At 36.5% G+C, this 21,494-nt stretch carries 17 protein-coding genes and 1 pseudogene; 7 read left to right on the forward strand and 11 right to left on the reverse strand.

Features of this window, described 5'->3' with window-relative positions:
* Positions 1-5 precede the first annotated feature (5 nt).
* Positions 6-1,361, reverse strand: coding sequence for an RIP metalloprotease RseP (gene rseP, locus IPH11_09120; protein MBK6913805.1), 1,356 nt, complete (start codon positions 1,359-1,361; stop codon positions 6-8).
* Positions 1,362-1,378: 17 nt separating this feature from the next.
* On the reverse strand, positions 1,379-2,521 hold the full coding sequence (locus IPH11_09125; protein MBK6913806.1) for a 1-deoxy-D-xylulose-5-phosphate reductoisomerase: 1,143 nt from the start codon (positions 2,519-2,521) through the stop codon (positions 1,379-1,381).
* Positions 2,522-2,769: 248 nt separating this feature from the next.
* Here IPH11_09125 and IPH11_09130 point away from each other — a divergent pair, with 248 nt between their 5' ends.
* A complete protein-coding gene (locus tag IPH11_09130) occupies positions 2,770-3,903 on the forward strand; it encodes a hypothetical protein (protein ID MBK6913807.1) in 1,134 nt (377 codons plus the stop codon).
* A gap of 109 nt (positions 3,904-4,012) precedes the next feature.
* Here the strand turns inward: IPH11_09130 and IPH11_09135 are convergent, their stop codons facing one another.
* The 5 genes from IPH11_09135 to IPH11_09155 all read right to left on the reverse strand — a co-directional run bounded on the left by IPH11_09135 (position 4,013) and on the right by IPH11_09155 (position 7,927).
* Positions 4,013-4,222 carry a T9SS type A sorting domain-containing protein gene (locus IPH11_09135; protein ID MBK6913808.1) on the reverse strand — a complete coding sequence of 70 codons (210 nt, stop codon included), beginning with the start codon at positions 4,220-4,222 and terminating at the stop codon, positions 4,013-4,015.
* A 57-nt stretch (positions 4,223-4,279) separates the two neighbouring features.
* A complete protein-coding gene (locus tag IPH11_09140; protein ID MBK6913809.1) occupies positions 4,280-4,846 on the reverse strand; it encodes a hypothetical protein in 567 nt (188 codons plus the stop codon).
* A gap of 10 nt (positions 4,847-4,856) precedes the next feature.
* Positions 4,857-6,194, reverse strand: coding sequence for a glucosyl transferase (locus tag IPH11_09145; GenBank protein ID MBK6913810.1), 1,338 nt, complete (start codon positions 6,192-6,194; stop codon positions 4,857-4,859).
* A 471-nt stretch (positions 6,195-6,665) separates the two neighbouring features.
* Positions 6,666-7,088, reverse strand: coding sequence for a cytochrome c (locus tag IPH11_09150; GenBank protein ID MBK6913811.1), 423 nt, complete (start codon positions 7,086-7,088; stop codon positions 6,666-6,668).
* Between the two features lie 23 nt (positions 7,089-7,111).
* Positions 7,112-7,927, reverse strand: coding sequence for an SIMPL domain-containing protein (locus IPH11_09155; GenBank protein MBK6913812.1), 816 nt, complete (start codon positions 7,925-7,927; stop codon positions 7,112-7,114).
* 80 nt (positions 7,928-8,007) lie between these two features.
* Between IPH11_09155 and IPH11_09160 the strand changes: the two are divergent.
* Positions 8,008-10,081 (forward strand): annotated as a pseudogene (locus tag IPH11_09160) (thioredoxin domain-containing protein).
* A 69-nt stretch (positions 10,082-10,150) separates the two neighbouring features.
* Positions 10,151-11,752 (forward strand): sigma-70 family RNA polymerase sigma factor, encoded by a 1,602-nt coding sequence (locus IPH11_09165; protein MBK6913813.1) that lies wholly within the window; start codon positions 10,151-10,153, stop codon positions 11,750-11,752.
* Positions 11,753-11,756: 4 nt separating this feature from the next.
* Here the strand turns inward: IPH11_09165 and lpdA are convergent, their stop codons facing one another.
* The 4 genes from lpdA to IPH11_09185 form a co-directional block, all read right to left on the reverse strand.
* Positions 11,757-13,172, reverse strand: coding sequence for a dihydrolipoyl dehydrogenase (lpdA, locus tag IPH11_09170; GenBank protein ID MBK6913814.1), 1,416 nt, complete (start codon positions 13,170-13,172; stop codon positions 11,757-11,759).
* Between the two features lie 93 nt (positions 13,173-13,265).
* Positions 13,266-14,915: a dihydrolipoyllysine-residue acetyltransferase gene (locus IPH11_09175; protein ID MBK6913815.1), complete on the reverse strand. Its 1,650-nt coding sequence runs from the start codon at positions 14,913-14,915 to the stop codon at positions 13,266-13,268.
* Positions 14,916-15,024: 109 nt separating this feature from the next.
* Positions 15,025-17,697, reverse strand: a complete 2,673-nt coding sequence (gene aceE / locus IPH11_09180) for a pyruvate dehydrogenase (acetyl-transferring), homodimeric type (protein MBK6913816.1) — start codon at positions 17,695-17,697, stop codon at positions 15,025-15,027.
* Between the two features lie 209 nt (positions 17,698-17,906).
* Positions 17,907-18,590, reverse strand: a complete 684-nt coding sequence (locus tag IPH11_09185; protein MBK6913817.1) for a hypothetical protein — start codon at positions 18,588-18,590, stop codon at positions 17,907-17,909.
* 770 nt (positions 18,591-19,360) lie between these two features.
* Between IPH11_09185 and IPH11_09190 the strand changes: the two genes are divergently transcribed.
* The 4 genes from IPH11_09190 to IPH11_09205 all read left to right on the forward strand — a co-directional run bounded on the left by IPH11_09190 (position 19,361) and on the right by IPH11_09205 (position 21,482).
* On the forward strand, positions 19,361-19,909 hold the full coding sequence (locus tag IPH11_09190) for a hypothetical protein (protein ID MBK6913818.1): 549 nt from the start codon (positions 19,361-19,363) through the stop codon (positions 19,907-19,909).
* A gap of 86 nt (positions 19,910-19,995) precedes the next feature.
* Positions 19,996-20,577 carry a T9SS type A sorting domain-containing protein gene (locus IPH11_09195; protein MBK6913819.1) on the forward strand — a complete coding sequence of 194 codons (582 nt, stop codon included), beginning with the start codon at positions 19,996-19,998 and terminating at the stop codon, positions 20,575-20,577.
* A gap of 81 nt (positions 20,578-20,658) precedes the next feature.
* Complete coding sequence (locus IPH11_09200; protein ID MBK6913820.1) at positions 20,659-20,892, forward strand: LapA family protein; 234 nt, start codon at positions 20,659-20,661, stop codon at positions 20,890-20,892.
* Between the two features lie 134 nt (positions 20,893-21,026).
* A complete protein-coding gene (locus IPH11_09205) occupies positions 21,027-21,482 on the forward strand; it encodes a hypothetical protein (protein MBK6913821.1) in 456 nt (151 codons plus the stop codon).
* Positions 21,483-21,494: the final 12 nt, after the last annotated feature.

Genomic DNA, 21,494 nt, shown 5'->3' on the forward strand with positions numbered 1-21,494 from the left:
AAATATTATAGACTCAGAAAATCATTATAAATAATAAATGCCATCAGCAGAAGCAGAAGCACCAAGCCTGTGTTTTGAATTGCCATTTTAATTTTAATCGGGATCTCTCTTTTTATTATTCCTTCAATTAAAATTATTACAAGATGTCCACCGTCTAAAACCGGAAAAGGCATAATATTCATTATTGCAAGACTTAGGCTTAACAAAGCAAGAAAATATAAAAAGCTTGAGATGCCTGTCTCCGCAGATTTAGCAGCGAACTGAGCAATCTTAACCGGTCCGCCAAATGCTTTTCCAAATTCAATATCGCCGGCAAAAACTTTTCCGAGCATATTGAATGTTAAGTCGGTCATTCTCTCGATATCAAGCCAGCCGTAATAAAATGATTCAAAGAATCCGTAAGTTTTTAATTCAGTTGGTCCCGAAAAAACTTGCCCCAGCCCAACACCAATCATTCCATTTGCACCGGGAGTAACAGCAAGTGTCAATGTATATTTATCTCTTAAAACAACAACGGGTATTTCAACTTCTTTATTGCTTGATATAATTTCTGTGGCTTGTTTAGAAGCGTAAATTTTTTGGTTGTTCAGTGAAAGAATAATGTCGCCTGTTTTAATTCCCGCTTTACTTGCAGGTGAACCGGCAAGTACTTCACCGATTCCAGTTTGCACTCCATCGGGAATAAGGAACATCTGCGCGTTTTCATCTTCGGGGATTTTACTTCGTGGAATTGATAGGCTAACAATTTCCCCATCCCTTTTTAATCTTACGAAAAGATTTTCGCCAAGCGTATGAATAAATATCTGTGCGCGGAGATCTTCCCAATTATCAACTTTAATATTGTTGACGGAAATTATCTCATCTTTAGCTTTGAATCCAATCTGCTCGGCAGCACTTCCCGATTCAATAAATGCTAAGGTGGTGGTTTTAGTAACGGCTTTACCCTGGAAAAAATTTCCACCCCAAAATATTAACCACGCTAGAAGCAGATTCATTATCACACCGGCGGAAATGACAAATATTTTTTGCCACATCGGTTTCGCCCTGAATTCATATGGCTGCGGCTCTTTGTCTGCAAATGATGTGTCGAAACTTTCATCCACCATTCCGGCAATTTTTACATAGCCGCCAAGAGGTAGTAAACTTAAACGATAATCTGTGTGACCTTCGCCGTCAAAATCTTTTGGCAGTTCGCCAAATGAAAATCCATTTTTTTTATTCCATCCAAAAAGTCTTTTACCAAAACCGATTGCAAAAACATCAGCGCGCATTCTGCAAAGCTTGGCAGCAGCGAAGTGACCAAACTCATGCACGAATACTAAAATTCCAATTGTTATCGCAAAATAAATTACATAATCCATTTAACTGATTTCTCCTTTTAACTCAAGTGTCTTACAAATTCTCTTGTAGTTTCATCGCAATGATGAATGATTTCAAGATCGGGTTTTTTATGATTGTCTATTTTTTCTAAAGCCGCACTTACAAAATAAGGAATCTGTGAGAATTTAATCTGCCCATTTAAAAATCTCTCAACGGCAATTTCATTTGCAGCATTTAAAATGCAAGGTGCGGTTCCTTTCATTTCAAGCGCTTCATAAGCAATTTTTAAGCATTCAAATTTATCTAAATCCGGCTTAAAGAAATTTAAAGTCCCAATGACGGGCAATTGAGTGCGCACAAAATTATTTTCAAATCTCTTTGGAAAAGTAAGCGCATATTGAATCGGCAATTTCATATCGGGCAGACCCATTTGGGCCTTTATTGAGCCATCAATAAACTGCACCATCGAATGAACAATTGACTGAGGATGTATTACAACATCAATTTTTTCTTTTGGAAGATTAAAAAGCCAGTGAGCTTCTATTACCTCAAGCCCTTTATTCATCATTGAAGCTGAATCAATTGTAATTTTGTTCCCCATTTTCCAGTTTGGATGATTGAGCGCTTGTTTAATAGTAGCTTCTTTAAAAAATGATTTGTCCTTATTTAAAAATGGTCCGCCGGAAGCAGTAAGTATTATTTTTTCAACTTCATTATTTTTTTCACCGGTAAGACATTGAAAAATTGCGCTATGTTCGGAATCAATCGGAATAATTTCGGAATTATATTTTTCACAAAGTTCAGTGACTAACTCACCTGCGACAACAAGAGTCTCTTTATTGGCGAGTGCAATACGCTTTCCCCTTTTGATTGCTTCTATTGTTGGCGGCAGCCCCGCAAACCCGACAATTGCTCCAACAAAAATATCGTAATCAGCCTCCTGCGAAATTCTTTTCAGTCCATCTGTACCCGAATAAATTGTGCATTTACATTTTAACCTGCTTCTTAAAGTTTTAGCAAGGATTTCATTTTGAACGACAGCAAAAATTGGTTTGAATTCATTGATCTGCTTTTCGAGCAAGTCAATATTTGAATTTACTGTAAGTCCGGCAACTTTAAAGTGATCGGGAAATTGTCTTATCACATTCAAAGTGTTAACCCCGATTGAGCCGGTTGAACCTAAAATTAAAATCTTCTTCATTTTGTTATTTAAAGCTATTAAACAGCGGCGTCTTAAGCAATGTAAATTTAGTTCTAAATAATGAGTGTTCATTATTTATCTGATTTATTATTGAGCAATAAAAAAATGAATCAGAGTAAATTCACCCGATCTGCGTTATCAAAGTTGTGTTCCTGAAAAAAATAAATTACGATTGTGAAAGCAAAATTCTTTTACTAAGTTTTGACCCATTCATTGCTTAATTAAAATAAAAATAAATTAGGAGAAATATGAGACAAGCGAACTTTTTGATGTTTTTTGTATTTACACTTTTTATAATTGGGGAATCGCAAGCTCTGCCCCGCTTTTCACTTAAAGGGGGAGCTGCCTGCCAGGATTGCCACGTTAACCCAACCGGCGGCGAACTTCGTACAGATCGCGGATGGAACTTCGGGAAAAAATTTCTCCCGATGAATTCGCAGGAGAAAGAAGAATTTTTGATGACCAACAGAATCGGAGAAAATATTTATTTTGGGCTTGATCTAAGGGGGCAGTACCTTGTTCGTACAACAGAAGAAAATACGCGAACCGATTTTCAGAGAATGAATGCCTCCATTTACACTGCGATTGATTTATCTGATAAAATTTCTGTTCAGGCAAGATATGATTTTATTCAGCAGATTTATGAAGGATACGCAGTTGCAAGAATTTTACCTAACGATAGCTACATCAAAGGCGGAACTTTCTCGCCGAATTATGGCGTAAGGATTGACGATCATACTGCATACACACGCGGTGGTGATCTTGGACTTTTATTCGCCACAGGAAACAGGCAGGGGCTAATTTATGAACCGCGATATGTTGAGTCCGGTGCCGAAGTCGGTATCTATTTTGATGAGTACGCTTTCCTGACTGCAAGTGTTGGCAACCCGCGCACACAGCTTTTTCAAACTGATCCAAGTTACACTGCAAACCTGATGATCACCCCACCCACCGGTGAGGATGTTCATCTTTTCTTTGGCGGCTCTTATTCTAATTTTAAGGATCAGCGTTTCACTCCAAGTTTTCAAACTATTTATCCCGAAGTTCAGATGTACGGCGGTTATCTTGGATTTGGCGCTGCCGGCTTTACACTTATCGGCGAATACGATTTGGCAAATGATTTAACCGGCACCGATATAAAATCCGGCGCATTGATGATCGAAGCATCATATAGAATAATCAGAGGTTTAGACGCAGTAGTTCGATATGACAGATTTGATCCTGACTCTGATTTTGAAAAGGATGAAGTGTCGCGGGTAGTTTTTGGCTTTGAATTTTTCCCCTACAGCTTTATAGAAATCAAACCGCAGTTCAGATTGCAAATGGAAGACCCGGATGTAAACAACAATTCTTTTGTAATTCAATCTCATATTTATTATTAAAATAATTTAAAAGAAAAAAGGCAGCCTGGTAAACGACTGCCTTTAAATTTAATTACAACCGTTTCGTTTTACGTCTTTCTTTTAACGCCTGTCCCCTTGGGATTTAGCTTTACTTTAGAAGCATCAGTTTTTTAGAAGCAGTAAAATCATTTGATTTTATTGTGTAGATATAAACTCCGCTTGCAAGCTGGCTTGCATTGAAGTTTATTTCGTACCTGCCTTCATTCTTAAATTCATCAACAAGAGTAGTTACTTCTCTGCCGAGGATGTCGTAAACTTTTAGAGTTACACTTCCGGCATTAGGAATTTGATATTTTATTGTTGTTGATGGATGAACTCTCTAATAAAATATAAATTTTTTCATATTAGTTTTCATTTATAGTGCACTTAATCTGTATAGCGATAAACCCAATTGAATTCCAAAAACATTCTTTTCAGTTGTGAATGTGGAATAACCGGAAATAAAAATTCCAAGACCTTTTGTTAGGAAAAATCCTAACTCGATTTCTGTCAATGCTGATACGCTATTATACTTTATTGTTTCATATTCTTCCGCAACTAAGAAATGGCTTTCTATTAATTGACCTCTTTTTTGCCCCGCAGCATAACCGACTCCGACACCGATAAAAATGACTGCTTTTGTCCAGACAAAAGGGGTGTATCTAACATTGGCATCTATATCCCATAAATTTTCTTCAGGATGTCTAAATAATTCGAGTTCAATGTTCCCATTAGCTCTAAGTCCAGCTAAGAATTTTTCTGAAACAGGAAAGAAAATTCCCCCACCAACATTGAAGTAATTATTTAGCCTTCCTATCCCTAACCTTAAATAATTCCTTAAATGAAGGTTGCTTTCAGTACCAAGTGAATCGGTTTCGTAATCTTGTGAATAGACATTGAAAGTGATTATAAAAAAAACAATAATGATATTAAAATATTTCATTTTTATTTCACTAATTTTTTCCAATTGTAATAAAAGCTTTACTATTTCCATATCCAACAGCAACAATAATATTTCCTTTTATGTCTGTATTTAGAAACTCTACATCATAAAATCCGGATGTGCTTCTAAAGGTTTTCCAGCTCGCGCCGTTAAAATGAAGCGACTCACCAAATGATCCGCAGAGGAAAATGTTATTGAAAGATGAACCGCGAATTGCATATATATAGTATGGTGTTAAATCAGGGTGCAGCGCAATCCACTCATTCGAATTTTCAACAGCCTGTTTCGTGTAGATACCATTTCCTACAACAAAATATTTTCTACCGGATTTGAACCATATCCCATTTAAGCTGCCATCGGGTATATTCTCAGTGCTAAGTTCTTCTATGACGCTATTTAACAATTTTAATATTTTTCTTCTTGGTCCTCGATATTGTTCTGCAGCAACAATAAGAATTTCATTTTCACTAGCTTTGGAATTATACTCTCCCCAGATGTCATATATGTCCAAGTCTGTTCCACTTTCTATTTTCTGCCAGCCGCTCGGTCCGGAGTAATGAGCTATAAATCCATTACTACTAACAACGTAAAAATCATTTTTAGATATGCCCCATATTTTGTTCGCTGAGCCGTTTAATTGTGTAATTAATGAACAATCATTTATAAATTCTGTTCCATCGTAGTGTGTAATACTACCATCAATATGAGCCAAAAGTAAATCATCTGCTGAAAAAGAAAAAATTGCTACAATGGGGGGGAACTCCACTCCACCGCAAGCGTTTGTCTTTATCCTCTTCAATTCCCACTGACTTCCATCCCAGTGAGCAGCATTATAAGCGTTAGGGTCCGGGTTGCCAAGCGAGTCATTCATATATATCTCTCCAACTGCCCAGATGCTATTCTCATCTATTATGGCTACATCATAAAGTACACTGGTGCTGTGCTCGCCAAACTCCCAACTCTGCCACGTAAAGTTGTGACTTGTTGTGTCCATCGTGGCTGCGGTTAGTTCGTTGGAGGCTTGTAGTTGGTAGTTGGTCGCTTCGGCTTTAAACTTATAGGTTTGTTTTGGCAGCAGAGAGTCAATATACAGTAAAGTGTCGTTACAGCACAGACTGATAGTCCGTGCTACGGAATTGTTTTGTGAATCAGTTTGATTTAACGAAATAGAAATTGGTAAAGGAATATTTGAGGAAGTAAGTCTCAGCCAGAGTTCAGTACTGGAGGAGTCCTCCAAAGCAAGAGTAAGATTAGCTCCACTATTAACCAATGGCTCACTACTGTCGCAGGAGAGTGAAGTAATGAGAAGAAATAGAGCAAAAGTTAAATAACTGAGCAACCGAACCATATAAGCACCTCCATCAAAAAACACATTTAAGAAAAATAAGGAGTGAAAATTAAACGGCGGGAATTACCCATAACCAAAATTGCACTCCATAATTTCAAGATAACGAATTAGTTAGAGCAACAATAATATCGTTGCTCCACAAAAAATTTTTATTACAACAAAGATGAATTTTGTTTTAAAAAATCAATCAGTAATAATGTACGAAAGAGGTTTTAAAAAATTGCAGAATTGAAATAAAATATGCGGGTAAAAAATAAGCGCTGAATCTATCGCGACAATAAAAAAGGCAGCCCCATTAGCTAACGGTAAAGCTGCCTTAGTTATTAACTCGCCTTTGGCAGTTGTTGTGTTGGGGGTCCCCCCCCCCAAAAAAAAAAAAAAAAAAAAAAAGGGGAAGTCGGGGGGGCACGGGGGGGGGAAATAAAGCCTAATTCTGCGTAAGGTGAGTTATTAACTAAAATAATTGTTGTGTTACCGTGTTAAAAGGTAGTCCGCAATTTTCCCTAAATCTTTTACGTTTTTATTCCCGAAGGAAGGCATCATCTGGTTTGTATATTGTTTGCGGTACTCTTTAAATCTATCGGAACTCATAAATGAATTCGGGTTACGCAAATAATTTATAAGGTTATCCCTCCCCCAAAATTGTGTTAAGTTTTTTAAAGGAGGACCTAATTTCGTCCCTGCAAGTTCGGCGCCATGACAATTAACACAGCCAAATGAGGAGAATAATTCTTCTCCGGAAAGTTCTTTAGAAGAGGTAGTTTGCTGCTGCTGCATCATCGGACCCATTCCGGGATTAGTTACCGGTTCATCTTTTTTTACTGCACGTTGAAGAACAAATAAAAGCAAAAACAATCCTAAAAAAGCAGCGACCCAAATCTGGGGTTTAGTCATATAAATATTTCCTTGTGATTAAATTATTTTATTTCAAATGACGCATTAACCACAGCCGTTATTTCTTTCTCGATAGAACTGAGATCATTAACACCATAGTCTGAAACTTCGTTAGAAAGTCTCGGGGTTATCTGAAGCACCCCCATCCTCGCATTTCGCATAGGTCCGAGATCGCGATCTGTAGCTTCGGCTATTTTTTGAGCACGTATCATTGCGTCTTTGGCAGCGGCGGCTTGAATTTCAATTTTAAGTTCGGCAATTTTTGTGAAGTGATATTCAGGCATTTCAACCGTAAAGCTTACCCCTTGTTCGACAAGTGAAGTAATATCAAGTGAAATTTCTTTTATCTTATTCACATCGGTTGATTGGATTTCAATTCTCTGATTGTAAACATAGCCAATCACATTTCCGGTTTGATAACCATTAGAATTCAATTCATAAACAGGGTAACTGTTGATTGTGAAAAATTCAATTTTATCTTTTGGAAATCCTTTACGATTGAGATATGAAATCAAAATTGGCTTCTGGCGATTTAATTCCTTGTAAGCTGCATCTGCCGAAAATGACTGTACAGAAATTGTTCCCCGCAAAACTCCAAGATCGGAAGTGATATATTTTTTTGCAGAACCAGTTACAGTAATTGTTTGATTTGCTGTTTGATTCGAACGCCATGCGGTGGTAAAGATAATTACACCAATAATAAAACAGATTCCTATTATTCCAAAAGGGATCAGAAGATGATTTTTTATTTTCCATAATTTTACTCTAAATATTAAATTGAATTTCAATTGAAACTTATCAAAATGCAGATGTTTTAACAAACATTTTGAAGCCGCCATTTCAATAAAGATTTTGATAATCTAAATAATTCGATATAATATTTCCTATATTCACCTATAAAATGATTTGAAAATTTGAAATGAAAAAAAAACATAACAAACTTATAAACGAAAAGAGCCTTTATTTACTCCAGCATGCTTACAATCCCGTAAACTGGTATCCGTGGGGCGATGAAGCATTTGAAAAAGCTAAGCGTGAAGACAAACCTATTTTCCTTTCGATTGGTTATTCGACATGTCATTGGTGCCACGTTATGGAAAAAGAATCATTTGAAGATGAAGAAGTTGCAGCTTTGATGAACGAAAATTTTATTTCAATAAAAGTTGATAGAGAAGAACGACCCGACATTGACGGAATTTATATGTCCGTTACTCAAATGATGACAGGCGGGGGCGGCTGGCCAATGACCGTGATTATGACTCCGGATAAAAAACCTTTCTTTGCAGGGACATATTTCCCGAAACATCAGAAATATAATCGTATAGGATTGATGGAATTGATTCCCCGTTTGGATGATGCTTGGAAAAATAAAAGAGATGAAATACTAAAAGCCTCAGATGATATATCACTTTCGCTGCAAACTCCCCTCCAGCAAAATCAAACTAATCAACTTGGTTTAGAAACACTTGATAAAGCTTATAACGAATTACGGAAAAGATTTGACAACACATATGGCGGTTTTGGAAATCAACCAAAATTTCCTTCCCCCCATAATTTTCTTTTTGCTTCGGTACTGGAAACGAAAGAACGAACCTGAAGCTTTGTTAATGGTTGAAAAAACTTTGAACGAAATGAGGAAGGGGGGAATTTACGATCAGATTGGTTATGGGTTTGCACGGTATTCAACAGATGAAAAATGGTTTGTTCCCCACTTTGAAAAAATGCTTTATGATCAAGCACTGCTTGCAATTGCTTATACCGAAACTTATCTGGCGACAAAAAATGATTTCTACAAACAAACTGCTGAAGAAATTCTTGAATACGTTTTAAGAGATATGACTCATCCCGATGGAGGATTTTATTCCGCCGAAGATGCAGACAGTGAGGGCGAAGAAGGGAAATTCTATTTATGGTCTGAAAAAGAAATTGAAAATCTTTTTAATAAAGAAGATGCGGCTTTCGCTAAAAGATTATTCAACACAAGTTCCGACGGAAATTGGATTGACCAAACAGGTGGTTCTGCCGATGGAACAAACATTCTTCACCTGTTCAGGACTTTCGATGAGCTTGCTTCAGAACTTCACTTACCTGTATCTGAATTTCAGGCACGATTTAATTTAATTAGAAAAACACTATTTGACTTTCGTGAACAGAGAATTCATCCGCACAAAGATGATAAAATTTTGACAGATTGGAATGCATTAATGATTTCTGCATTTGTAAAAACTTATCAGATTACTTCCGACAAAAAATTTCTTATTGCCGCCGAGAATGCAGCAAAGTTTATAGAAAAAATTCTTACCGACAAGAAGGGCTTTTTGCTTCATCGCTACCGGGACGGCGAAGCAGCAATACCTGCTTTTCTTGATGATTATGCTTTTCTAATTCAGGCATATTTGGACTTGTACGAAGCCAGCTTCAATTCGGAATATATTTTGCAAGCAGTAAAACTTAATCAGGAAATGCTTAAACATTTTGAAGATGAAACTAACGGGGGGTTTTATTTTACTTCTTATCTAAATGAGAAACTTCCCGTCAGGCAAAAAGAAATTTATGATGGTGCAGTTCCATCTGGGAATTCAATTGCATTATTGAACTTACTTAGGCTGCATAAAATCACAAATGAATCATCACTTGAATTGAAGGTACAGAAGTTAGTTGATTATTTCTCTAATCTGATTTATCAGCATCCTTCAGCCTATACTCAATTTTTATGCGGATTCGATTTTGCGTTTGGTCCCTCACAGGAGATAATAATTACAACCGAGTCAGTACGCTCTGCAAATGATTTTATTGACGTGATAAGAAATTCATTCAACCCGAATAAGATTGTTCTGCTGATTGACGAAAAGGAAAATATTCTTTCGAGTATTTCTCCCTACCTTCAAAATTATAAAATAATAAAGAAAAATACGGCAGTTTATATTTGTCAAAATTTAACCTGTCTTGAACCGGTACTTACAACAGCCGAATTAAAACAGATTTACAAATAATTCCTATGGACATTGTTGAGTAATCACATTAACTTTCTTAAGTAATTAAACCGAAATTTAATTTAGATCATGGAAAAAGATAATAAGTTAGTCCGATCATTACTCTTTGATGCCAGGCAAGGGAATAACTCCGCCTTCGAACAGTTGTTCAATATGAACTCGGATCATATCTACACGCTGGTGCTTCGATTAACTTCTTCTCTAACACTTGCAGAAAAAATCACTAAAGATGTTTTCCTGGAAACCTGGCTGCATATAAGTTCAGTTCGAGTGGATACCTCATTCAATGGCTGGTTAATTGGAATATCCGTATTCAAAATACTTGAATTATTTAGAAACGGGGAGTTAGAAAATATTCAAAAGGTCAAACCCGGTGAGATTATTCCAGCAATAGAAAAGCTTTCAGAATCGCATAAGAATATTGAATATGCAATTCTTACATCAATAAATGAAGAAGAGCGTATCGCATTTGTGCTTCGTTATCTTGAAAAATACTCTTTTCAAGAGAGTTCTGATCTATTCGGTGTTACCCATGATAAATTTCAACCACTATTGAACTCCGCTGTATTAAAAATTATTCAGGCAACTAATTTTGAAAAAGGAGGTGAGGCTTTTCTGGAGCTAATAAGTAAAATTAATTACAAGCTTCACCCAGCAACAGAAATATGGAAGCAAGTCTCGGATGAAATGGTTCATTATAAGTCTGTTAGGCAAGGAACCCTGGAAGAGAAAATAGAAGCACAGCGTTTAGTCCGTGCAGAAGAGTATGAAAAAGATAAACAATCGCTTCGTGAAGAACTTGAGAAAGAGGAAAAGAGATTATTAGAACGAAAGAAAAAACAATCGAAAAGAGTTCGGAAACCAAAAAAAATCCACCCTTTATTAAGTGCAGCAGTCTTATTTTTTTTAATTGCAATTGCATATTATTTTTTATCCATGCAAGTCAAATGGTCAATTTCAAATGTCAGCGGCACACCCAAATTAAATTCTACTTCGTTAAATGGGACTGAATCTTTCGACGAAGGAGATTTGTTAGTAAATAATTCGGTGAGTGAGGCGAGTTTATATATTTCAGACGTTGGTTCAATATTTATTAAATCAGATACAAAAATTAAAAGAATTGAAAACGACGAGTTGTATTTGCTGCACGGCACAATTTCAGTTATGCGGACCGATGCAGAGAGGTTTTTAACTGTAAAAACTTCTTCGATGCTTATAAAAGATTTTTATCTCAACGGAGATTATGAATTAAATGCAGACGAAATCGGCGGCGGTTCAATTGAATGTGATTATAGTTGGGTGATTCTTGTAAAAGACAAATCTGAAGTGATTGTGCCTTCAAAATATAAATGTGAATGGCAAAAAAACGGGAGAATTGGTCTGCCTTATTCAGTTTCAGCTTCTGATGATTTTAAAAAAACAATTGCAGGTTTCGATGCCGATAAAAATGATGAAAAGTTGTTTGATAAAATTATAAATCTCAGCCAAAAAAGTGATGCCCCAACCTTATGGAATTTATTGAAATTAATTAATTCTGAAGAGAGGATAATAGTTATAAACAAGTTGAATGAGCTTATTCCATTCCCCGCCGGCGTAAATCAAAATGGATTGATTGATTTAGAACCTAAGATGATGCAGCTTTATTTAAACGAAATAGAATTTCGTTATTAATTACTTATCTCTTCGGTTTATAAAAATGCGAGCTTTGTCCAAAGAAAACTTCCGCGGCATCCATAATTGTTTCTGATAATGTTGGATGTGGATGAATTGTTAATTTCAAATCCGTAACGTTAGCACCCATTTCAATTGCAAGAACACCTTCTGCAATTAACTCGCCTGCGCCAGGACCACAAATTCCAACTCCAAGCAGTCTTTGTGTATCGGGTTCAACAATTAATTTTGTTACTCCATCATTTCTATCGAGTGTTACAGCTCTACCGCTTGCTGCCCAGGGGAATTTTGCAGCTTCATATTTTACTCCATCTTTCTTTGCCTGCTCTTCTGTAATTCCTGCCCACGCAATTTCCGGATCAGTAAATACAACAGCAGGAATTGCAAGTGGTTCAAAGTATGCTTTGTGTCCAGCTATAACTTCAACAGCAACTCGTCCTTCGTGTGAAGCCTTGTGTGCAAGCATCGGCTCGCCGGCAATATCACCAATAGCAAAAATATTTGGATCAGTTGTGCGAAGCTGTTTATCAACTTTTATCCAGCCGCGATCTGTAAGTGTTACTTTTGTATTTTCTAATCCAAGACCACGTGTTACTGGTTTTCTTCCGATAGACATTAAAACATAATCGTAAACTTTATTTGTAACCTCACCTTTATCATCCTCAATCTTAACACTAATTCCATTTTCAACTTCGTGCATTTCAAGTACTTTGCTTTTAGTCATAACTTCAGCAAAGGATTTTTTAATTCGCATTGAAAGATAATTTACAAGATCCCGATCAGCGCCGGGTAAAATTCCGGGCATCATTTCAACAACAGAAACTTTTGTCCCGAGTGCCTGATAAACTGAACCAAGCTCAAGTCCAATGTATCCACCGCCAATAACTAAAAGTGATTTGGGAATTTCAGGTAAATCAAGTGCTGATGTTGAGTTGAGTAATCTTTTGGATTGAATATTTAATGATGGAATTGTCGTGATTACAGAACCGGTTGCAATTATAGCTTTTTCAAAAGTATGTTCAATTGTTTGTCCATCAACTTTTTCAATCTTTAGTGTTGATGAGTTTATAAAGCTTGCCCTGCCCTGAATGAAATTTATTTTTCTTTGCTTTGATATTTGTCCGAGTCCGTTTGTAAGTTTTTCTACAACTTTATTTTTAAAATCACGAAGTTTGTTTATATCAATCTTTGGAGTACCAAATTCTATTCCCCAATTTTTTGCTTCTTCAGCTTCGTGAATAAGTTTTGCAACATGAAGTAAAGCTTTTGATGGAATACATCCGCGGTAAAGACAAACACCGCCTGGATTTTTATCAAGATCAATCAGCGTTACATCCATTTCAAGATCTGCCGCAAGAAATGCAGCCGCATAACCACCTGGTCCACCGCCAATAACTGTTAGTTTTAGTTTTTCATTCATATAATTTCCTTAAAAAAGAATAGCACACAGATGACGCAGATTGTCCTGATCAGCGCAGATCAGTTTAATCAGTGTCATCAGTGTGCCATTGTGTTATAGTAATCTTAAAGGTTGTTCTAACGCTTCAACAACAAATCTTAAAAATCTAATTGCATCTGCACCATCAATAATTCTATGATCATAGGACAATGATAACGGCATCAATAATCTTGGTTCAAAAACTCCATAGCCATTCCAAACAGGTTCTAAAGAACCACGAGAAACTCCGAGTATCGCAACTTCAGGAGAGTTTACAATTGGAGTAAAATATGTTCCGCCAATTCCGCCAAGATTTGATATTGTAATACTTCCCCCTTGCAAATCATCCAACCCGATTTTTTTGTTGCGGGCTTTCTCTGCAAGCGCATTCATTTCAATAGAAATTTCTGTCAATAACTTTTTATCCGAGTTTTTAATAACAGGGACAATGAGCCCAAACTCCGTATCAACAGCAACACCAATGTTAAAATAGTTTTTATAAATGATTTCCTTCTTCTCCATATCAATACTGGAATTGAATTGAGGAAACTTCTTTAATGCTTCAACTATTATCTTAACAAGAATTGCAGTAACTGTTAACTTAACTTCTGAGTTTTTATTTAATTCTTTACGCGTTTTCTCGAGTAAAGTAATATCAGCTTTATCAAACTGAGTAACGTGTGGAATTGTAGCCCACGCATAACCAAGATGATCTGCAGTTTTTTTGCGGATGTTTGTCATCTCAACTTTGTTGATCGAACCAAACTTTGTGAAATCAGGAAGTAATTCTGATTTAATATTTAATCCCGCACCACCGCCTTGTGAATAAGACTCGTGAAGTTTCTTTGAGAATGCTTTCACATCATCCATAGAAATTCTGCCGTTTGGTCCTGTGCCTGGAACTTTATTAATATCAACACCAATTTCTCTTGCAATTCTTCTTACAGATGGAGCTGCAGGTGCAGCACCTTTTAATATTGGCGGCTGATTAGCTGTTTCCATTAATTGAATTGATGGGAGTTCACCGGTTGGGGTTGGAACAGATTCTTTCTTTACTTCGATCGCAGTTGATTCGGGGATTTCTTTTTTAATCGGAACAAGTTTTGATTCCTCAGCGGGGGGGAGGCTTGTTTCAATTTTAATAACAACATCACCGACTTTTGCTTTGCTTCCAGCCTTAATTAAAACTTCAACAACTTTTCCCGCAATCGTAGTTGGAACTTCTATTGTAGCTTTGTCTGTTTCAATTTCAAGAATTGCCTGATCAACTTCAATAACATCACCAACTTTTACCAACACATTTAGAACATCTGCCGCCTCTATATTTTCTCCAAGATCGGGTAAATAAAAATCTACAATTTCATTTTTGCCAGATGATTTTTTTGAGGGTGCTGCTTTGTATTCAACTTCAGGTTCAGTTTTTACTTCGGTAGGTTTGCTTTCATTTTTAGCTTCAACCTTATTCTCTACCTTAATCTCAGATGTTCCGCTTTCATCAACAATCATTACTACCGAACCAACTTTTACTTTATCGCCGGACTTGACTAACAATTTGGTAATTGTTCCTTCAATAGTTGATGGAACTTCAATTGTAGCTTTGTCAGTTTCAATTTCAATTATTGCCTGATCTATTTTTACTTGATCACCTTCTTTAACAAGAACATTTGCTACATCAGCAGCCTCTATGTTCTCGCCAAGTTCCGGTAATTTAAATTCTGTTGCCATTATAAAACCTTAAATTTCAATTTTTCCTATTTAGCGTTAATTTGTGGCTTTGTGTCTTGATGGTAAAAAAATGAATTGCCACGAAAGCACAAAGACACCAAGAAAATTATTATGAAGACATCGGGTTACGTTTGTTTGGATTTATGCCGAGTTCCTTTACGGCTTTATCCAGAGTTTTATCCTGTATCTTTCCTTCTTTAAACAATGCAGTTAGAGTTGCAAACACAATGTGCTTTGCATCCACTTCAAAGAAATCACGCAGCGCCTCGCGCGATTCACTTCTACCAAATCCATCTGTGCCGAGCGAGTACAACCTGCGAGGGAACCACTTTGCCACTGAGTCAGGAAGGGCTTTAACATAATCAGAAGAGGCAACAAAAACTCCATCCTCTTTATTCAACATCTTTTCGATGTAGGAAAGTTTTGGTTTTCCTGTTGGGTTTAACAAATTAAATCGTTCAGCTTCGAGAGCATCGCGGCGCAGTTCTTTGTAACTTGTGACACTCCAAACATCGCAAGCAACACGATAATCATCTTCAAGGATTTTTGCTGCTTTTATAACTTCATTAAGAATTGTTCCGCTGCCGAATAGGTTTGCTTTCAGTTTAAGATTCTTCTTATCTGAAGTATGAAACTTGTACATACCTTTCAGTATTCCTTTTTCCACACCCTTTGGCATTTCGGGCATTGCGTAGTTTTCGTTCATCAAAGTGATGTAGTAAAAAATCTTTTCCTGATCTTCATACATTCTCTTTATACCATCACGAATGATAACCGCCAACTCGTATGCGAAAGCAGGATCGTAAGTAACAAGGTTTGGAACAGGATACGCAAGCAAATGGCTGTTTCCATCCTGATGCTGTAAACCTTCGCCGTTAAGAGTTGTTCTGCCGGCAGTACCGCCGAGCATAAATCCTTTTGCGCCTATATCACCGGCAGCCCAAACAAGATCGCCCACTCTTTGCATTCCAAACATTGAATAATAAATGAAGAATGGAATCATATTTATTCCGTGTGTGTTGTAAGCGGTTCCAGCCGCAATGAATGACGACATTGAACCGGCTTCATTAATTCCCTCTTCAAGGATTTGTCCATCTTTGGCTTCTTTGTAGTAAAGGAGGGAGTCTTTATCAACCGGATCATAAAGCTGACCGGGGTGGGAGTAAATACCAACTTGTCTAAAGAGTGCTTCCATACCAAATGTGCGGGCTTCATCGGGAACGATAGGAACAATAAGCTTTCCCAATTCTTTATCCTTCAAAAGCTTTGCAAGAATTCTTACGAACACCATTGTTGATGAGACTTCTCTTCCTTCGGTTCCTTTATAAAATTCTTCAAACAAAGATTCAGGTGGGGTTTTTATTGGTCGCACATCTGTTTTGCGCGACGGAATATATCCGCCAAGTTCTGCTCTGCGTTTTTTAAGATATTGAATTTCGTGACTGTCCTCATCGGGTTTAAAGAATGGTTCGCTTGTAATGTCGTCATCAGAAATTGCAATACCAAAACGACTTCTGAACTCTTTCATCTCATCTTCGTTTAATTTTTTCTGCTGATGTGTAATGTTCTTTCCTTCGCCGCTTTCGCCGAGTCCATAACCTTTGATTGTCTTTGCAATGATTACCGTCGGCTGTCCGGTATTTTCAGTTGCAGCTTTATAAGCCGCATAAACTTTTTCAGGATCGTGACCGCCGCGCCTCATTTTATGTAACTGTTCATCGCTCATCTTTTCAACCATCTTTAAGAGGTCGGGGTCTTTACCAAAGAAATTCTTTCTGATATAGTCTCCCCCCTCAACAGAATATTTTTGATATTCGCCGTCAACAACTTCACCCATACGTTTAACGAGTTTGCCATCAACATCTTTTTCTAAGAGTGAATCCCAATCATCACCCCAGATAACTTTTATAACATTCCATCCTGCACCTCGGAAAGCTGCTTCAAGTTCTTGAATGATTTTTCCGTTGCCGCGGACAGGTCCATCCAATCTTTGCAGGTTTGCATTGATAACAAAAATTAAGTTATCAAGTTTCTCACGTGAAGCAAGAGTAATGGCACCTAATGCTTCCGGCTCATCAGTTTCGCCGTCACCAAGAAAAGCCCAAACGTGTCCGCCCGGTTTTTTCAATCCGCGATCTTCTAAGTATCTGTTAAATCTTGCTTGATAAATTGCCATAATCGGACCGAGCCCCATTGATACAGTCGGGAACTCCCAGAAGTTCGGCATTAAGAAGGGATGGGGGTAAGAAGTAAGTCCGCCGTTAGGATTTAAATCTCTTCTAAAATTTTCTAATTGTTCTTTGGTAATTCTTCCTTCGAGATAAGCGCGGGCGTATATGCCGGGAGAAGCGTGTCCCTGAAAATAAATTTGATCGCCGTCGTAACCCTCACCTTTGCCATGGAAAAAATGGTTGAAACCAATTTCGTATAAAGTTGCAGCAGAAGCGTAAGTAGAAATATGTCCGCCGATTCCACTTTCAAGTTTATTAGCTTTTACTACCATCGCCATTGCGTTCCAGCGAATTAAACTTTTAATTCTTCTCTCGATTTCGCGATCACCGGGGAAGGGGGGCTGCTTTTCTCTTGGTATTGTGTTTATGTAAGGTGTGTTTGCGCTGAAGGGAATATGAACTCCGGCTTTATGCGCCCGAACCTGAAGCTGCTGAAGCAGTTCAACAACACGTTCGGGCCCGCTATGCTGCAAAACATAATCGAGCGAATAAAGCCACTCGCTTGTTTCTATATCTTCAACTTTAGTTTCTTTTTTAATATCATCACTCATAAAAATTTCCTTTGTGGAAAAAATGCAATTTTCTAATCAAGAATGATTTTTAAGCAGCTTCCGCATTAAATAATTTTTGCAGAAAATTTTTGTGCTTAAAATCGGTGTGAAAAAATACAGGTTTTGGGAGATAGAAACAAGGAAGCCTTTGTAAGATGTGAGTCAGATTAAGAGAAATGTTTGGAGAATAATTTTATTTATACAGTTTCCTACTCCGTTTTTTTCTTCTGATGCTTTCTGTGGATGAAGCTCTGATCAAAATAATTGCTGGCAAGATCGACATTGCCCGGAAAAGTATATGCGATGAAGTGTAAGTTTTTCATCAGTTGAAGTTCCAATGCGGTGCGGGCTGTTCGGCTCTTACTTTTTTTATCTTTTACTTCCCCCTTCTTCTTTAATTGCGATTCCCTTTTAGTTTTGAAATCATTCAGAAGAACCTGTGCCCCATCCCTGATAGTTGTTCCAAGCTGTGCGCTGTAAAAGTCAGCATTAGTTTTGAACCTCTCCAAAAGCAGTTCGGCGTTGGAAAGATTTGCCTGCCAGTATTCATCCATCTTCTGCGGGAAGAATGCCTGGTACTCGGCAGATTTTTTTCCGAAAGTTCCCCTGATCGTACCTTCGCTTTTGCTTATAAATTCCTTCGTCTGTTGTAAAAGATTTTTAACCGTGATTGTTAATCCCTGTTGAACCGCAAAGTGTGTGTCCTCGTCGGAAATTGCATTCACAAAATCCGCATAGGTGGGGGCACTGTCGCTAATAATTTGCGTAAAAACTCCGCCGGGATTATTGGCGATCAATCTTTGCAGATGAATCCCGGCAAACTTTTGCAGATTATTATCGCTTATAAATATGTTGTCAAAGTGATTTTCAAATAGCGTTTCAAGATTTATCATTTGCCAAACTCCCGTTTATTAGTGTAGTGAATATTCAGTTTTTATAGAATTCTGAAAAAAATATTCCGCTGTCATCCTGTGCCTGTCGAAGGATGCAAGGGATACTGTAAATTCACACTTCTCCCAGGGGGATACCTTTGGCAGACAAGCTCAGTGTGACAGCATCAAATACATTAGAATAATTTTTCAGTGACTTCATCAAGTTGTTTTTCAGCACTTCAAATTCCCAATTGGACTGTTATTAGACATTTTTAGGGCTAATCAATTCTGGTTTAGGTCATTTGGAGCTTCAATTAATCATTATTTTATTACTCTAATTCATAAATATTTTCTTCTTAATATATATAATAATAAATACACATAAAAAAAATTCTATATAATAAATAATAATATTTAGAATTATATTAAATTTTTATTAATTATATATTTTATTTAGTATAATAAAGATTAAGAATCCATTTCTATAATTTATGATTAACATAACTATAAAATAATATAATTTATATTATTTATAATAATCATATAATATAGAAAAGAATAATTTATATATAATAAGTATATTTATTATATAGAATAAGCAAATATTGAACAGGCAGCTAATATTAGCTTCGGGATTTGCCGCAATCGGCATCAACTTGCCGGGATCAGAAATACAGTCTGTACGAACCATAATATCAAAGCAAAAATATCCTTAAAGAATACAGCTTGACATTGGGCTAAAAAATATGTTGGTTTACATACGTGATTAGAAAAAATAAGGAGCGATGAAAATGAAAAAGGTATTCAAAGTCATTTTAGTTCGCGGATTGTTTGTTTTATTTTTTACTCAATGTCTGTTCCCACAAAATCAAAGCATATTTATATTTGATCCCCTACCCCAGAATTACGAGGAATTAGTTTATAACCTATCATTCCTTTTTAACGGAGATATTGAAATTGCTGATTCTATTACACCTGCAATAAATAATTATGATGTTGCCTTTGTCAATTTGCCATACGACTACCCATTCTCTGATGAAGAAAGTACTGTATTAATAAACTTCCTACAGTCGAAGGGAAATCTTTGTGTACTTACCTATTTTTTCCCTGGTCTATATGAAAGAGATTTTTGGAACATAATGAATATTACAAATGCTATGTATTTCCAAGCAATTACTGAGGTTGATTCATTGGTAGGTGTTGATAGTACATTCGCACAAAATATAATAATTAATGAAAGCTTCATTAATCCTGATCTTCCATACGTTGAAGGTGATATATTCCTGTATTATGGGCGTACCGCAGGGATTACCCTGAGTTTCCCGCAATCTATGAAGTAAATAACAGACCTTTTAAAGCAGTAATAGATTTACTTAACTTTTGTTCCAACTTTGAATTATTAAAACAATTACTTATTTATTTTGGATTGACGGTTATTCCTGTTGAATTAACTTCATTCACTGCTTCTGATTCCGAGAATGAATCAAAATTAGAATGGACAACAGCCACCGAAATAAACAATCAGGGATTTGAGGTTCAGAGAAAAACATCTGTTGGAGATTTTGCAGCAGTCGGATTTATTGAAGGAAAAGGGACAACTACCGAACAGCACAATTATTCTTTTATTGATAAAAGTCTTTCTGAAGGAAAATATTCTTACAGACTAAAACAAATTGATTTTGACGGTAGCTTTGAATATTCAAAAACAATTGAAGTTGAAATTCATAACCCATTAAAATTTTCCCTCTCCCAAAACTACCCCAACCCGTTTAATCCAAGTACAAAGATAAGTTGGCAGTCGCCTGTAGCTGGTTGGCAAACACTGAAAATATATGATGTGCTTGGGAATCTTGTAACGACTTTAGTAGATGAATATAAACCGGCGGGAAGTTATGAAGTTGAATTCAAGTCCACAGTCGGCAGTCATCAGTTGGCAAATGGTGTTTATTTCTACCAACTTAGAACAGGTGATTTTGTTGAAACTAAGAAGATGATTCTTTTAAAATAATTTTATGTTTGATGGAGCTTTTTTTAAGTTAAGTCAGTTGAAGTAAAAATAGTTTAAGAATAATATCAAAGGTCAAACAAAATGAAGGCAAAACAAATACTCCTATTAATGCTTGCTGCAATATTTCTGATCATCATACTTCAAAATACGGAAGACATACTGGTTACATTTTTCTTCTGGTCAGTCACACTTCCTAAGATTGTCGTTTTAATTATAGCCGCATTGATAGGATTTGTTTCGGGCATTCTTATTTTTAGCATCACCACGAAAAGAAAATTAAAAGCAAAAGAACTTGAACAAAAAGAAGTTGGATGATTTTATTTGTTACAGTATAGAAGGACTTTTAGAATAGTGGAATAATTAATTAACGCTTCCTTTCTTGCTTATTCATTAAAAAAGTACTAAGTTTGTACTTAAAGTTCGCCCTAATTAGGGCGATTTTTGTTTCTATGGATTTATTAAAACAAAAGATAGCTCGGATTGCAAAAGATACTTCGGAGCGAAACAATTTATTCCTTATAGATTTAATTCTACGTGGAAATGAAAGCAAGCGCATCATCGAAGTTTACATTGACGGAGAAGTAATTGTTACAGCCGATACTCTTGCTGCTATCAGCCGCGAAATAGATGACCGAATTTATAAGGAAGAGTTAATCTCCGGCAGTTACAGGCTGGACGTTTCAACTCCCGGAGTTGAACGACCGCTAAAATATCTTCAGCAATATGTGAAACACATTGGCAGAAAAATGCAGATGAAAGTAAATCTTAATGGCGGAGAAAAAGAATTCACAGGCAAACTTTTGCGAATTGAAGAGAGCAACCTTTTTTTTGAAATTGAAAATGTAGAATCATTAATTAAATTTGAACAAATAATTTCAGCTAAAGTAATAATTAGTTTTAGATAGAGGAGAACGATA

This window comes from Ignavibacteriales bacterium, from assembly GCA_016709155.1.
In the GTDB taxonomy this organism is placed as follows: Bacteria; Bacteroidota; Ignavibacteria; order Ignavibacteriales; family Ignavibacteriaceae; genus JADJEI01.